We start from the raw sequence: 14,636 nt of genomic DNA on the forward strand, positions 1-14,636 counted from the left end.
GCGCGGGTTCACCGTCCGTCCGTGCGGTGGACGCGCCGGAACGCCCTAAGTGACCCGCCGGTTTGTCATGGCGGTGACAAGTGGGGGTGTCGCGCGAGTTCACCGATTGAGTGTCGCGGCGGGGGGCGGCTACCTACCGTCGATGCTCCGGGCCGAGGTCCGCCCGGCGGGAGGTGCGCGCGGTGATGACGGTGCAGGACGGCGCTTCGGCGCGGGGTTGCGGGGGGCATGCGGGGCGCGGGGCGGCGTCGCAGCCGTGGCGTCAGGTGGCGCCCGAGGAGGCGGTGTGGATGCGCGCGCACCTGCCCACGGTGCAGGAGCTGATGGTCGGGGCGGTGCTGGGGGAGGTGCCCGAGTACGCGCGTCCCGACGATCCGGTGTACCGGCAGGTCGTCGAGGCGGCGGTGTCGTTCGCGATGGAGCATCTGGTGCGGCTGATCGCCGACGCGGACAGTTCCTGGAAGGACGTCTACCAGGTGTACTTCGACGTCGGCTACGGGGAGGCGGTGGAGGGCCGCAACCTGGAGCACCTGCAGAACGCGATGCGGATCGCGTCGCGGGTGGCGTGGCGGTATCTGGCGACCGAGTACCAGAAGATGGATCGTCCGCTGGCGTTGCTGTCGGTGATGGCCGAGGCGAACTTCGCGTATCTGGACGAGCTGGCCGCGGCGGCGGCCGACGGGTACCGGCGGGCCAAGGAGAAGGCGGCGGGTGAGCGGGAGCAGCGGCGGCACCGGCTGCTGAGCCTGCTGCTGGCCGACACCGAGGTGCCGGGCGAGGTGGTGGCCGAGCAGGCGGAGCTGGCGGGCTGGCCGTTGCCGCAGCGGATGGCGGTGATCGTGCTGCGGCCGCGTCCGGGCGGCGGCGGGGACGGCCCGGCGGGGCTGATGCCCGAGATGCTGTCGGGGATGGACGGGGGCCGTCCGTGCCTGATCATGCCCGATCCGGACGGGCCGGGGCAGGCCGAGCGGCTGGCGGCGACGCTGTCGGGCTGGGTGGGCGCGGTGGGCCCGGCGGTTCCGGTGGGCGAGGCGCGGGTGTCGTTGCAGTGGGCGCGGCGGACGCTGGAGCTGGTGAACGCCGGGGTGATCCCCGAGCCGGAGGGCCGGGAGGGGATGCTGGCCCGCGCCGAGGACCATGTGCGCGAGCTGCTGCTGGAGGAGGGCGGGCGGCTCACCGAGATCGTGGCGGCGCGGCGGCTGGAGCCGCTGACGCGGACGCGTTCGCGGCACGGGCTGCGGCTGGCGGTGACGCTGCTGGAGTGCCTGAAGAACGGGTTCAACGCCACCGGCGCGGCGGCGGCGCTGCACGTGCATCCGCAGACCGTCCGGTATCGCCTGGGGCAGTTGCACGAGCTGCTGGACTTCGACGTGGAGGACCCGTCGATCCGGCTGGAGCTGATGCTGCTGCTGCACGTGTGGATCGCGGCCGAGGGCGACCTCACCGAGTGATCGCCGGGCCGCCGGGCGCCGCCGCGCAGGGGGCGCCCGGCGGCGGGTCAGGCGCGCCAGCAGAACAGGACGTGGCCCCAGGTGAGCCCGGCGCCGAATCCGGCGAGCAGGACCAGGGACCGGTCGGGCAGGGCCCGGTGGGTGACGGCGTGGTGCAGGGCGTAGGGGAGGCTGGCGGCGCCGATGTTGCCGACGTCGCGGCCGGTGATGACGAGCTGGCCGGGGTCCAGCCCGGCGGCCGGGGCGAGGGAGGCGACGAGCCGGGGGTTGGGCTGGTGCGGGACGACCTTGGCCAGGTCGCCGGGTTTGACGCCGGCCTGGTCCAGGGCGGCGGTCACCAGGGTGGGGAACGTTCCGGTGATGAACTCGCGGACGGCGCGGCCGTCCATGTGGATGGTGTGGCCCTGCCCGGTGAGGGTGGCGGGGCTGGCGGGGGCGCGGCTGCCGCCGGCGGGGATGAGGACGTCGCCGGCGCGGGTGCCGTCGGCGCCCAGGCCCATGGCCACGATGCCGTGGGGCGGGCCGGTGGGGCCCAGGACGGCGGCGGCGGCGCCGTCGCCGAACAGGACGGCGGTGGCGCGGTCGGCGGGGTTGAGGAACCGCGAGTACACCTCGACGCCGATGACCAGGGCGTAGGGGGAGGCGCCGTGCTGGACGGCGAGCCATCCGGCGGCGGTGTGCAGGCCGTAGACGAAGCCGGTGCACGCGGCGGCGACGTCGAACGCGGCGGCGCGGGGGGCGCCGATGAGGGCCTGGACGCGGCAGGCGGTGGAGGGGCCCAGTTCGTCGGGGGTGGAGGTGCCCACGACGATGAGGCCGACGTCGGCGGGGGTGATCCCGGCGGCGTCCAGGGCGTCGCGTGCGGCGTGGGCGGCCAGGTCGGAGGCGGCCTGGCCGGGCGCGGCGACGTGCCGGGCGTCGATGCCGGTGCGTTCCTCGATCCAGCCGGGCGCCAGGTCCAGTTCGCGGGTGAGTTCGGCGCTGGTGACGCGGCGGGCGGGCAGGTGCGCGCCGGTGCCCAGCACGGCGACGCGCTGGCGGACCGGCGGCGTGTGGCCGGGGTCGGGTCCGGGGGGTGGGGTGATGGGTCGTGGACGTGGCCGCGGAGGTGACACGGGGCGCTCCCCTCAACCCGGCGGGGGGCCGGGCGGGTCGGGCGGGGCGGAACTGACCGGTTGTCAGACCGCCGCGCTCCAGCGATACTTTGGCTTTGTAACTTTTATGCCATGGTGCGGGGTCGATCGTCGTTAATCCACCAACCGAAGCGAGTCTGTCCTTGAGGTAAGGAGCCCGGACGATGACCCTGGCCTGGACGCAGGAGCTCAAGCCCGACGACACGACCGCCTTCCTGTTCCCGGGCACCGGGTCGGGCGGGACGCCCGCCCTGAACGTCCTGGTCGACGGCGCCGGTGACCGCGCGGTTGCGCGGGCCGTCCTGGACGGGGCGCAGGAGGGGCTGCCGCCGGGCTGGCCCGTCCTGGCGGCGCTGCTGCTGGACGATCCGCCGTCGTACGCGCGGGCGGCGCTGCGGCCGGGGGTGGCGCAGGTGTGCGCGTACGCGTGCTCGCTGGTGGCCGACCGGGTGCTGCGGGCGCGCGGCGTCGTCCCGGCGTGCGTGGTGGGGCAGAGCTTCGGGGAGATCGCCGCGATGGTCGCGGCGGGCATGTTCACGGTCGCCGACGGCGCCCGCATGGCCGTGAGCCTGGTGGAGGTGCTGTCGGCGCGCGGCGCGGGCGGCGGCATGGCGGTGGTCGCGGCGCCCGAGGCCGACACCGCGGCGCTGCTGGCGGCGGCGGGCCTGGCCGCGACGGTCGTGGCGTGCACCAACGCCCCGGCGGTCACGGTGGTGTCGGGGCCGCTGGAGGAGCTGGGGCGGCTGCGGGCGGCGGGCCGCGAGCGCGGGGTGCGCAGCGCCGTCCTGGACGTCCCCTATCTGGCGCACCATCCGTCGCTGGCGGGCGCCGACGACCAGTGGTACGACCGCATCCGCGGGTTCCGGGTGTCCCCGGCGTCGCTGCCGGTGTACTCGCCGGTGCGGGGCCGCGCCTATCACTGCGGCGACGACCCGCACCGGGCGCTGGCCGACTGCATCGTGCGCCCGCTGCGGCTGCCGGAGCTCCTGCGCGCGGTGCACGGCACCGGCGTCGGGGTGTTCGTGCAGGCCGGGCCGGGCGAGGCGCTGTGCCACAGCGTCCACCTGTCGGTGCCGGGCGCCCGCGCGTTCGCCACCGTCTCCGAACATCCCTGACACCCCTGACCCGCGTTCGGCCCGATTCCCCCTCACTGGACAGGAGCGGCGCGATGACCCACCCCCCGACCTCCCCCTCTCCCGAGCTGCTGCGGTTCGTGCGCGGCGATCTGCCGGCCAAGGACCGGGCGCGGCTGGCCGAGGCCGTCCCGGACGCGTTCGGGCAGGTCCCGGCCGGGCTGAACGCCCGCGACCGGCAGGCGCTGACCTACGAGCGGCTGCGCGCGGCGGGCCGGGCGGCGCCGCCGGCGGCCGAGCTGCTGGACGATCCGGCGCTGCTGTGCGGGCTGCTGGAACGCGCCGCCGTCGCCGACCCGGCGCTGTTCCACGTGATGCTGCTGCACTACACGCTGGCGCTGGGCCCGATCCTGCGGTTCGGCGGCGGGCAGCAGGGCGCGGCGCGGGCGCGGCTGGAGGCGTTCGAGGACGTCGGGACGCTGCTGATGACCGAGGCCGGGCGCAGCAACAGCCATCTGGCGCCGCGCACCACCGCGGTGTTCGACGCCGCCGCGCGCGCGTTCGTGCTGTCGACGCCGGACGCGCGGGCCGCCAAGTTCCCCACCAACACCGCGCATCCGGGCGTGGCCAAGACCGCCGCGGTGTACGCGACGCTGGTGGAGGGGGGCCGGGAGCGGGGCGTGTTCGTGTTCGTGGTGCCGGTGCGCGCGGCGGACGGGTCGGTGCCCGACGGGGTGCGGATCGTGGCGGCGCCCGAGACCGGCGGGCTGCCGGTGGACTACGCGGCGGTGCGGCTGGAGGGGGTGCGCGTCCCCTATGAGGCGTGGCTGCGCGACGGGGCGTCGTTCGACGACGAGGGCGCCTTCCACGATCCGGTCGGTGATCCGGCGGCGCGGCTGACGCGGTCGATGGCGATCGGCCCGGCGGTGTGGCGGGCGGTGGTGGCGGCGTCGGCGGCGGTGACGCGGGCGTCGGCGTCGCTGCTGGCGGCGCACACCTCGGGGCGGGTGACGCTGGGGCGGCTGGCGCCGTCGGCGCCGCTGGCGGGGTACCGCAACCAGGGGGAGGCGGTGCTGGGGTCGCTGGCGTCGGCGTACACGCTGACGGCGGTGGCCGCGCACGTCAAGGCGCGCCGGACGTCGGCCGAGGCGCCGGGCCCGGCGGCGGTCGCGGCGGCGGGCGGGGCGTGGGCGCCGTGGTCGGCGGTGGACCGGGACCTGGCGCTGCTGAAGGCGGCGGTGACGGCGGCGGCGCAGGAGACGGTGACGCGGTGCCGGCTGCACAGCGGCGCGCCGGGGTTCGCCGCGACCGACCGTCTCAACGCCTACCGGGGGCTGACGCACGCCTACATGAGCGCGGGCGGCGACAACGACCTGATCCTGTTCGACACCGCGCGGGCGATGGCGGCGCGGGACCGCTACGTCCCGCCGCCGGACGTTCCGCCGTCGCTGGAGGATCTGGCCGATCCGCAGGTGTGGCCGGCGCTGGCGGGGGCGGTGGAGGCGCGGCTGGCGGCCAAGCTGGCGGCGCGGGTCGAGGGGGCGCAGGCGGGCGGCGCGTCGGCGTTCGCGGCGTGGAACGCCGAGCTGGCCCCGGCGCGGGCGGCGGCGACGGCGCTGGCCGACCGGACGGTCCTGGAGATCGTCGCGGCCGCGGCGGCGGACGGCCCGGCGCAGGCGGCGCCGCTGTGGCGGATGGCGGCGCTGGACTGGATGGCGCGGCGGGCGGGCGTGCTGCTGAACGAGGGCGTGGCCGGGCCGGGGCTGCTGGACCGGGTGTGGGCGGCGCGGCGGGACCTGGCGGGCGAGGTGGCGGTGGAGCCGCTGGCGGCGGCGCTGGAGCCGCCGTCGGGGCTCGGCGCGCCCGCCGCGTTCGTCACCGGGGAGTGAGCGCCGCGCTCTCGCCGAGGGTGAATCGGCGTGGACGGTGCGGCCGCCTGGGGAGCCGGGGGCGGAGCCCGGCGCGCGGTGGCGCGCGCCACGCCGGGACGGGGCGGCGTGGCGGGGAACCCGGGGGCGCTGGCTACCGTTTGGCGTTGTGAGCGCGCGGATGACCGCATCCGCGCACGGCCGATCAAAGCGGAGGTAGACAAGTGGGCGTCAGTCTGAGCAAGGGCGGCAACGTCTCGTTGACCAAGGAGGCTCCCGGACTGACCGCGGTGGTGGTGGGCCTGGGCTGGGACGTGCGGACCACGACCGGCACCGACTTCGACCTGGACGCCAGCGCGCTGCTGGTGTCGGCGCAGGGCAAGGTCGTGTCGGACCAGCACTTCGTGTTCTTCAACAACCTCAAGAGCCCCGACGGTTCGGTGGAGCACACCGGCGACAACCTGACCGGTGAGGGCGAGGGCGACGACGAGCAGATCAAGGTGAACCTGGCGGGCGTTCCCGCCGAGGTCGACAAGATCGTCTTCCCGGTGTCGATCTACGACGCCGACGGCCGCCAGCAGAGCTTCGGTCAGGTCCGCAACGCGTTCATCCGCGTGGTCAACCAGGCCGACGACAACGAGCTGGCGCGCTACGACCTCACCGAGGACGCCTCGACCGAGACCGCGATGGTGTTCGGCGAGCTGTACCGCAACGGCGCGGAGTGGAAGTTCCGCGCGGTCGGGCAGGGCTATGCCTCGGGCCTGTCGGGCATCGCGTCCGACTTCGGCGTCAACGTCTGAACCGCGCCCCCGGCGCGGTACCGGCGCGCGGGTGTCCCGGTCCACCCGGGGCACCCGCCGTCCCGCGCCGGTGAGCCGCCGTTCGACAGGCGTTCGTCCTCGTGGACGAGGAAGGGGGCGTCGCCGTGCGCGCGGGAGGCTTCTCAGGACGTCGCGCAGCGTGCCGGGGTGTGGTTCGGCGGGCGGGTCGGCGGGCTGTGGCGGCTGTGCCCCGGGCCGCCGGGGTGGGACCGTGGCCTGCGACAATGCCGGTATGAGTGCCGACACAAGCACGCTGACCGAGCGCGGCCCGATCCGGTCGTGGCTGACCGACATGGACGGCGTCCTGGTGCACGAGGGCCAGGCGATCCCGGGGGCGGGGGAGTTCCTGCGGCGGCTGACGGCGTCGGGCAAGCCGTTCCTGGTGCTGACCAACAACTCGATCTACACGCGGCGGGACCTGTCGGCGCGGCTGATGGCGCTCGGCCTGGACGTCCCCGCCGAGTCGATCTTCACGTCGGCGCTGGCGGCGGCCGCGTTCCTGTCCGACCAGCGGCCCGAGGGCACCGCGTACGTGATCGGTGAGGCGGGGCTGACGACGGCGCTGCACGAGGCCGGGTACGTGCTGACCGATCTGGAGCCCGACTACGTGGTGCTGGGCGAGACCCGCACCTACAGCTTCTCGCAGATCACCCGCGCGGTGCGGCTGATCGAGCGCGGCGCCCGGTTCGTGGCGACCAATCCCGATCCGATCGGGCCGTCGGCGGAGGGGTCGATGCCGGCGACGGGCGCGGTCGCGGCGATGATCACGCGGGCGACGGGGGTGGCGCCCTACTTCGTCGGCAAGCCCAATCCGCTGATGATGCGCACGGCGCTGAACGAGGTCGGCGGGCACAGCGAGTCCACGGTGATGATCGGTGACCGGATGGACACCGACGTGGTGGCGGGCATCGAGGCGGGGCTTCGCACGCTGCTGGTGCTGAGCGGGGTGACGGCCCGCGAGGAGGTGGACCGCTTCCCCTACCGTCCGTCGCTGGTGCTGCCGTCGATCGCGGACGCGATCGACCTGGTCTCCTGAGGCCGCCGCCCGGCGGGGCGGGCGGGGCGTGGGCGACCCCCGGGGGCGGGTGGGGGCGGTGCCGCGTTCTACGATGCTTGCCGATCATGGTGGTCGGGGGCGGGGGACCGGACGAGCGTGCACGAACTACAGGGGGAGCGGCGCGAGCCTGCCGGGGCACCGGCGCCCGGGCGCGGCGGACGCCGCAGGGCACGGGCTGCGCGGACGACACGGACAGCGCGGCGGCGGGGCGGGATCGCGGGGCTGGTCGCGGGCGCGCTGGTGGCGGCGGCCGGTGCGGGGTCGGTGGTGCTGGCCGCCGGAGGGGACGAGGGTCACGCGCGCACGGGCGCGGGGGCGCCCGCGGCGCCGGACGCGTCGGCGTCGCCGCGTCCGCCCGCCGCTTCGGCGTCGGCGTCGGCGGTGCCGCGCGCGCTGGTGGTGAACGGGCGGGCGCAGCCGCGCCGGGTGCGGGTGCCGGTGGCGGCGTCGGGGCGGCTGGCGGCGGTGCCGGGGTCGGCGCGTCCTGCGGTGGGCCGGTCGGGGACGCTGGTCCGCTACAGCGTGGAGGTGGAGCGGGGCCTGCCGTTCGCGGGCGCGGGGTTCGCGGCCGAGGTGCACCGCATCCTCAACGATCCGCGCGGGTGGGGCGCGGGCGGCCGGATGCGGTTCGCGCGGGTGAGCGGCGGGCCGGTGCGGTTCCGGGTGGCGCTGGCCTCGCCGTCGCTGACCGACCGGCTGTGCGCGCCGCTGATCACCGGGGGCGAGCTGTCGTGCAAGGCGGGGAACCGGTCGGTGATCAACGCGCGGCGGTGGGGGCTGGGCGCCGTCACCTACGGCCGTGACCTGGCGTCCTACCGGGAGTACGTCGTGGGGCACGAGGTCGGGCACGCGCTGGGGCACGGGCACGCGGGGTGCCCGGCGCCGGGGCGGCGGGCGCCGGTGATGGTGCAGCAGTCCAAGTCGCTGCTGGGGTGCCGGATCAATCCGTGGCCGTTTCCGGGTGGTGATCGCCGGGCCGGGAGATGAGCGCGTCGACCAGGACGATCAGGTCGCCGGGGAAGTGGGGCTGGCCGCCGTGGGGGTTCCAGCGGTCGCCGAGCTGTTCCATGTGGGGGGCGGGTCCGGGGGCGGTGCCCAGGACCTGTGAGGCGCCGGGGCTGCCGGGGTGGATGCGCTGCACCAGGTCGCCGAAGGTGAACACCCACACGATGCGGTGGGCGCGGGTGGCCTGGTCGAGGGTGAGGCCGCAGTCGGTCCAGGCGGTGTAGACGTCCTCCATGAGCCACATGAGGGACGGCGCGGCCAGTTCGCCGCGGATGAGGACCTCGACGATCCAGGGGCGTTCGGCCAGCCGCTCGTGCTGCCAGGTGAGCAGGGTGAGGAGCCGGTCGCGGGGTGACACGGGCAGGTCGGGGCGGGGCAGCGCGCCGATGACGCGGTCCATGAGCAGGGTGAGCAGTTCCTCGCGTCCGCGCACGTGCCGGTAGATGCTCATGGGGGCGGCGCCGACGGCGGTGGCCACCCGCCGCATCGACAGGGCGTTGCCTCCTTCGCGGGTGACCAGGTCGAGGGCGGCCTCGATGATCTGGTCGCGGGTGAGCGGTGCGCTGGCGCCGTGGGCGTTCACGCGCGCAAGTCTGACATGCGGGGGCACGCCGGGCACCCGGCGGGGCGGGTCGCGCACGGCCCGCGCCTAGACTCGGTGGCCTATGCGCAGGATCGCCCGGGGCGGGTCATGGGAGCTGGAGGTGCGGCGTTCCCGGTTCGTGTGCACGCTGGCGCGGGTGGACGACCAGGCCGCCGCGGCGGCGTTCGTGGCCGGGCATCGCCGGGCGCACCGCGACGCCACGCACAACTGCTCGGCGTACGTCGTCGGCGCGCTCGGGGAGTTCACCCGCAGCAGCGACGACGGGGAACCGGCGGGCACGGCCGGGGCTCCGATGCTGGAGGTGCTGGTGCGGCGCGGCCTGACCGGCACGGCGGCGGTGGTGACCCGGTACTTCGGCGGGGTGAAGCTGGGCGCGGGCGGCCTGGCGCGCGCCTACGGGCAGGCGGTGGCCGACGCGGTGTCGGCGGCGGGCGTGGTGGAGCTGGTGCGGGTCGTGTCGCTGACCGTCGCGCTGGACCACGGCCCGGCGGCCCGGTACCTGGGCGATCTGCGGGCGCGGAGCCTGACCCCGGTGGCCGTCCGCTACGGCGCGTCGGTCGAGGTGGACGTCCGCGTCCCGGTGCCCGACGCGGACGCCTTCGAGCGGTGGACGGCGTCGGCGACGTCGGGCCGCGCGCTCGTGGCCCACGGCGAGGTGACCCACGCCGAGGAACCTTTACGTTGACGTGCCGGTCCACCGTGCCGGGTTGACGTGCAGGGGGCTTCGTCGCGGCGATGTGCGGACGTGATGAACCCTCGTGCGCTGCGTGGTCCGAGGGACGCGGGGGCGTGTGTTGCCGCAGTGGAGTGACGTCGCGCGGTGGCCGGGCTGTGGCGGGCCGGGGCGCTTCGTCGCGGCGGTGCGATGAACCCTCGTGCGCTGCGTGGCCCGAGGGACGCGGGGGCGTGTGTCGCCGTAGCGGGGTGACGTCGCGCGGGGGAGCGGGCGCAGGTTGCCGCGCGCGGTTGGCGGGCCGGGCTTTGCCGGTGCGGGACCGGCCGCTGATGAGGTGGCCGACGCGGGCGCGGTGCTCGCGGGCCAGGGCCGCGTCCGGGCGACGGCGGCGGGGGGATCGCGGCGTGGGCCGGGTGGTGGTGTGGGGTGGTCAGGGGCGGGTGCGGAGGCGGCGGAGCATGCGGGCGTCGGTGAAGCCGGCGGCGCGGGCGGCGGTGTCGTGGGTGGCGCCCTGGCCGATGAGGTGGCGGGCGTGTTCCAGGCGCAGGTTCTGCTGGTAGCGCAGCGGGGTGAGGCCGGTGGCGGCGGTGAAGCGGCGGGTGAGGGTGCGGGGGCTGACGCCGGCGGCGGCGGCCAGGTCGGCGAGCGGCAGGGGCCGGGTGTAGTGGGCGTCGATGAGGTCCTGGGCGCGGTGGACGGCGTCGGACAGGTGGGCGCGGTGGCGCAGCATGGCGCTGTCCTGGGGCTGGTCGCCGTTGCGGCGGGTGTGCACGACCATGTCGCGGGCCGCGCGGGCTGCGGCGGCGGGTCCGTGGCGGACGGCGAGCAGGTGCAGGGCCAGGTCGATGCCGCTGGCGATGCCGGCGGAGGTGACGACGCGGTCGTCGGTGACGTACAGGACGTCGGGGACGACGGTGGCGGTGGGGTGGCGGGCGGCGAGCTGCGTGTGCAGGGCGTGGTGGGTGGTGCAGCGGCGTCCGTCCAGCAGGCCGGCCTGGCCGAGGGCGAACGCTCCGGCGCAGACGCTGGCGACGGTGCCGCCCGCGGCGTGGTGGGCGGCGAGCCGGGCGGCGGTGGCGGCGTCGACGCCGGGGTGGGGCGGGCGGCCGGGGCGGCGGTGCCGCCAGCCGGGAACGATGATCAGGTCGTCGGGGGTGAGGTCGGGCCAGGTGGCGTCGGCGTGCAGGGTGAGGCCCTGCGCGGTGGGCACGGTCGTGTGCGGGCGGCCGTCCGGACCGTTGCCATGCGGGTCGTTGCCGTGCGGGTCGTGTGCGGCGGCCCGGCCCCCGCGCGGGTCGCCGGTGGCGCGGCCGGGGTTCCGCGCGTGATCGGTGTCGCGTGTCCCGGTGGCGTTGGGGCCGGTGGCGTGGGGGCCGGGGTGGTGCAGGCGGTAGGGGTGGCCTTGGTCGGCGGCGGTGGAGAACACCTGGGCGGGCCCGGCCAGGTCGAGCAGGTGCAGGCCGGGCACGAGCGGGAACACGACGCGGCGCACCGGGCGGGGGTTGGGGAGGGTCACGATCCGGTCAGGTTAGCCGATGGCGGCGGCGGTGCGCGGGGCCACTTCGTCCAGGGTGGTGAGGGTGGCGAAGCGGCCGGACAGGGCGTAGGCGGTGCGGGCGGTGATGTCGGCGGCGGACAGGGTGGCGGGGTCGGCCAGGACGGCGTCCAGGTCGCGTCCGGCGGGGGCGCCAGGGCGGGGGATGGGGAAGGTGGCGGTGGCGTCGGTGACGAACAGGACGTCGTAGCCGAGGTCGGCGGCCAGACGGGCGGTGGTCTCGCAGCACTGCTCGGTCTGGATGCCGCAGATGACGACCTGCCCGACGCCGCGCGCGGTGAGCGTCTGCTGGAGCGGCGTGGTGGTGAACGCGTTGCGGGACGTCTTGGTGAGGACGGGTTCGCCGGGGGCGGGGTCCAGGCCGTCCATGAGGCGGACGTGGCCCTGCTCGGGGTCGAACACGGTGCCGCTGCCGGGCTCGGTGTGCAGGACCCACACGACCAGGTCGCCGGCGTCCCGCGCGGCCGCCACCAGCCGCGCGGTGCGCTCGGCGATGTCGGGGCGGTCCACGGCCCGCCACGTCTCGCGGGCGCGGAACGATTCTTGGACGTCGATGACGAGCAGTGCGCGTTTCATACCCGTCATCGTGGCGCCCCGCGCGCCGTCCCGGCAGCCACGATCACGCCGCACCCCGGAACGATCCGGTCACCCGGCCCGGCCAACGACAACGGGTCGCTGTCGGCGCACACCCCGCGCCATGGACGGCTCGCCGCGCGCAGGTCTCCTGCAACCCGACCTCTCCGTGCAGCCCGCCGCTCGGAACCGGGCTGCCTCCCGGACCGGGTGGCGCGCTTCGGCGCCGGTCCTGGCCTTCGTCGGCCGGGGCCGGTCGTCCGGCGTGCGGCGCCCTTCGCCCGGGCCGGACGCAGATCGTCCGTGAACCCGCCTGCCGCATCGGTGACCTGGCGCAGGCCATCCGAGATCGTGTCCGACCCGCTGGCGGCGGACCTGCTGCTGGGCCTGACCGCGCCCGTGGCGGCTGGCCGGGAACGTGTGGGGATCGGTGTCACCGCCGCAGGCGTGCTGGTCAGCGGGATCGGCGCCCCGGTCCCGGTGGGAGCGCGGTCGGCGGCGACCGATCCGGGGTGAGCGCGGCGGCCCTGAAGCTTGTCGGGTGCGGGCGGGGCTGTGGAGGTGGCCGGGGCGGAAAGGACGTGGAGGCGCGCGCCGGAGAGGGTTCGTCCGGCCCGATTTTGCGGGAGCGGCGCCGCTTCCGCCGTCCCGGTGCCGGGCGGCACCGGGACGGGTTCGAGCGGTCGTTTCGGCTGGGTGCCGTGCGGGTTGGGAATCGGGGGTGGGACGTGGGTGGTTGGTGCCGGTATGGGGTTGCGTGAGGTTTTGGTGGAGCGGCGGGCGGCTACGGTGGCGCGGATCGAGGCGCTGGCGCGGGACCGGGAGGGCATCGTGGCGTCCGCGTCGGGGGTGGCGGTGGACGACGAGCACGATCCCGAGGGGGTGACGCTCGGGTTCGAGCGCGCGCACGTGGAGTCCCTGCTGGCCGGGGCGCGGGCCCGTCTGGCGGAGCTGGACGCCGCGCTGGCCCGCGCACCGCACGACCTGGGAACGTGCGAGGGCTGCGGCGGCCCGATCGGCGAGGAACGTCTGATGGCGCGCCCGGAGACGCGCGTGTGCGTGGGGTGCGCGGCGCGCGGCTCCACCCGCTGACCTCCTCCGGCGTTCCTGTCCCGTGTCGTTCGGCCGGTGACGGGGGCGTCAGCGCGGGTCGGGCGGCTGCGGCGTGGCGTCGTCCCGCGGGCGTGCGGCGTGGACGGTACCGCCGCCGCGTAATGGGCCTGCGCGGTGTTGCAGTAGCGCAGCGATGTGGCGGGTGAGGTGGGACATGTGTCGGCCGGGGTGTCCTGGTCGTCGGCGTGGGCTCATGCCGTAGGTGGTGACGACGCGGGCGCCGCGCGCGTGCTTCGGTGAGCAGGTCGGGGGCGGCGGGGGCGCCGCCGAGCAGGACGTTGCGGAGGCGGGTGCACGCCGCTCGCACGGGCTCCGATGTCGGTCGGTGTGGCGCGGTGCGGCGTCGGTTCCTGTGCGGCGGCGTGCCGCCTGATTCGTCGCGTTCGCGGGCCTTCGGTTCCGTCCACCGCCCGCGATTCCGTCTGGCCGGGGGATGGTCGGTGGTCGCGTGGGCTGTGCGCGGTCGAGATCGCCCGCGTCACGTCCCTGGTGGGGTGGCGGGTGAGGTCGGCGGCGCGGTGGGGTTCGTCGCTCTCGGGGTCTGGGTCTGGTGGGTGGTGGGCGTTGCGGGTCAGGTGGGGCGGCAGTGGGGGCAGGGGCGGTGGCCGTCGATGAGGGCGGCGGCCAGGGTGCGGTATTCGCGGGTGCCCGCGTGGGGGCAGGTGGGGTGGCAGACGTGGCCGGTGGCGGGGTCGGCGAGGAACCGGACGCGGCGGCGGGTGAGGTCGGCGGCGCGGTGCAGGTCGAGGTGTTCGGCGGCCAGGAGGCGGGCTTTGGCGTCGGGGCCGAAGATGTAGCGGCCGGGGCTGCCGTCGGCGGGGGTGACGCGGTGGCAGGGGATGAGCAGCGGGAGGGGGTTGCGGGCGAGCGCGGTCCCGGCGGCGCGGACGGCGCCGGGGCGTCCGGCGTGCGCGGCGACCCAGGTGTAGGGGCGGGTCTGGCCGGGCGGGATGGACGCGGTGGTGCGCAGCACGGCCGCCTCGAACGGCGTGAGCACGCTGAGGTCCAGCACACCCAGGTCCACCACGCTGGCCCCCGGCCCGCCGGAGGCGCCTGCGCCGCTCCCACCCGCGCCGCTGGCGCTTGCGCCGTCGGCGCCCGGGTCCACGGCGCCGGTTCCGCCGGGCCTCCCGCTCGGTTCGAGGTCACGCGACCCCGGCCCGCGCGTCCCCGCGCTGCGCGACCCGGGGCCGTGCAGTCCCGGGCGGCTCGAGGCGGGGGTGCCGTGAGCGCGTGCGTCCGGTGCGCGCAGTCCGGTGCGGCTCGGTTTGGCGGCGTCCGGTCCGAGCGGGCCTTCGGGCGTGTCCCGTTGGGTGCGCGTTTCGGCCGGTGCGGGGGTGAGGGCGTGGGTGAGGATGCGGCGCAGGTGGTCGCGTAGGTGGTCGGCCGTGGGGTCGTGGCCGAGGTCGCGCAGGGCGCCGGGGGTGGCGGGGAGCAGGGGGCGGTCGAAGCGGGCGTGCCAGGCGGCGGTGAACGCGGCGGCGTCCAGTCCGGCGCGCAGGAACGCCGGGCCGGTGCCGGTGACGGCGACGCGCAGCGGCGGCAGGATCCCGGCGGGGTCGGGCAGGTCGATGTGGACGGCGGCGACGTCGCGCAGGAGCCCGGCGGGCGCGGTGGTGGCCAGGGCGCGCAGCGCGGTGGTGAGCGGGTCGTGGGGCGGGGTGGGCATCGGCGGCCTCCTGGTCGGGCGGCACGGCCCGGCGTCGG

Annotated in this window: 14 protein-coding genes; 9 read left to right on the forward strand and 5 right to left on the reverse strand. The window is 76.4% G+C overall.

The annotated features are described in order from the left end of the window. Positions 1-290: 290 nt before the first annotated feature. Positions 291-1,451: a PucR family transcriptional regulator gene (locus C229_RS0117325; protein WP_240487318.1), complete on the forward strand. Its 1,161-nt coding sequence runs from the start codon at positions 291-293 to the stop codon at positions 1,449-1,451. A gap of 47 nt (positions 1,452-1,498) precedes the next feature. Here the strand turns inward: C229_RS0117325 and C229_RS0117330 are convergent, their stop codons facing one another. Beyond that, positions 1,499-2,566 carry a 3-oxoacyl-ACP synthase III family protein gene (locus C229_RS0117330; RefSeq protein ID WP_240487319.1) on the reverse strand — a complete coding sequence of 356 codons (1,068 nt, stop codon included), beginning with the start codon at positions 2,564-2,566 and terminating at the stop codon, positions 1,499-1,501. Between the two features lie 182 nt (positions 2,567-2,748). Between C229_RS0117330 and C229_RS0117335 the strand changes: the two genes are divergently transcribed. The 5 genes from C229_RS0117335 (at position 2,749) to C229_RS35440 (ending at position 8,390) form a co-directional block, all read left to right on the forward strand. Beyond that, positions 2,749-3,699: an ACP S-malonyltransferase gene (locus C229_RS0117335; protein WP_018656353.1), complete on the forward strand. Its 951-nt coding sequence runs from the start codon at positions 2,749-2,751 to the stop codon at positions 3,697-3,699. Positions 3,700-3,752: 53 nt separating this feature from the next. Further along, the gene (locus tag C229_RS30985) at positions 3,753-5,546 is read left to right on the forward strand and encodes an acyl-CoA dehydrogenase family protein (protein ID WP_018656354.1); all 1,794 of its coding nucleotides are present in this window, start codon (positions 3,753-3,755) and stop codon (positions 5,544-5,546) included. A gap of 203 nt (positions 5,547-5,749) precedes the next feature. Next, positions 5,750-6,325, forward strand: a complete 576-nt coding sequence (locus tag C229_RS0117345) for a TerD family protein (protein ID WP_018656355.1) — start codon at positions 5,750-5,752, stop codon at positions 6,323-6,325. A gap of 253 nt (positions 6,326-6,578) precedes the next feature. Next, positions 6,579-7,382 (forward strand): HAD-IIA family hydrolase, encoded by an 804-nt coding sequence (locus C229_RS0117350; protein ID WP_018656356.1) that lies wholly within the window; start codon positions 6,579-6,581, stop codon positions 7,380-7,382. Positions 7,383-7,499: 117 nt separating this feature from the next. Then, complete coding sequence (locus C229_RS35440) at positions 7,500-8,390, forward strand: DUF3152 domain-containing protein (protein ID WP_240487320.1); 891 nt, start codon at positions 7,500-7,502, stop codon at positions 8,388-8,390. Here C229_RS35440 and C229_RS0117360 read toward each other — a convergent pair. Beyond that, positions 8,344-8,991 (reverse strand): TetR/AcrR family transcriptional regulator, encoded by a 648-nt coding sequence (locus C229_RS0117360; protein ID WP_018656358.1) that lies wholly within the window; start codon positions 8,989-8,991, stop codon positions 8,344-8,346. The genes C229_RS35440 and C229_RS0117360 overlap by 47 nt on opposite strands. An 82-nt stretch (positions 8,992-9,073) precedes the next feature. On the opposite strand from C229_RS0117360, the gene C229_RS0117365 reads away from it, so the two are divergent. Further along, positions 9,074-9,697: an IMPACT family protein gene (locus C229_RS0117365; protein ID WP_026313887.1), complete on the forward strand. Its 624-nt coding sequence runs from the start codon at positions 9,074-9,076 to the stop codon at positions 9,695-9,697. Between the two features lie 421 nt (positions 9,698-10,118). Here the strand turns inward: C229_RS0117365 and C229_RS0117370 are convergent, their stop codons facing one another. Beyond that, a complete protein-coding gene (locus C229_RS0117370) occupies positions 10,119-11,180 on the reverse strand; it encodes a GlxA family transcriptional regulator (RefSeq protein ID WP_018656360.1) in 1,062 nt (353 codons plus the stop codon). 36 nt (positions 11,181-11,216) lie between these two features. After that, complete coding sequence (locus C229_RS0117375; RefSeq protein ID WP_018656361.1) at positions 11,217-11,819, reverse strand: isochorismatase family protein; 603 nt, start codon at positions 11,817-11,819, stop codon at positions 11,217-11,219. Positions 11,820-12,167: 348 nt separating this feature from the next. On the opposite strand from C229_RS0117375, the gene C229_RS34340 reads away from it, so the two are divergent. Continuing rightward, entirely contained in the window at positions 12,168-12,332 is a 165-nt protein-coding gene (locus C229_RS34340; RefSeq protein ID WP_018656362.1) for a hypothetical protein, read from the forward strand. 231 nt (positions 12,333-12,563) lie between these two features. Continuing rightward, positions 12,564-12,908: a TraR/DksA family transcriptional regulator gene (locus C229_RS0117385; RefSeq protein WP_033424476.1), complete on the forward strand. Its 345-nt coding sequence runs from the start codon at positions 12,564-12,566 to the stop codon at positions 12,906-12,908. Positions 12,909-13,500: 592 nt separating this feature from the next. Here the strand turns inward: C229_RS0117385 and C229_RS35445 are convergent. After that, a complete protein-coding gene (locus C229_RS35445) occupies positions 13,501-14,598 on the reverse strand; it encodes a methylated-DNA--[protein]-cysteine S-methyltransferase (protein WP_051109004.1) in 1,098 nt (365 codons plus the stop codon). Positions 14,599-14,636: the final 38 nt, after the last annotated feature.

It is taken from the genome of Actinomadura flavalba DSM 45200 (assembly GCF_000374305.1).
GTDB lineage: Bacteria > Actinomycetota > Actinomycetes > Streptosporangiales > Streptosporangiaceae > Spirillospora > Spirillospora flavalba.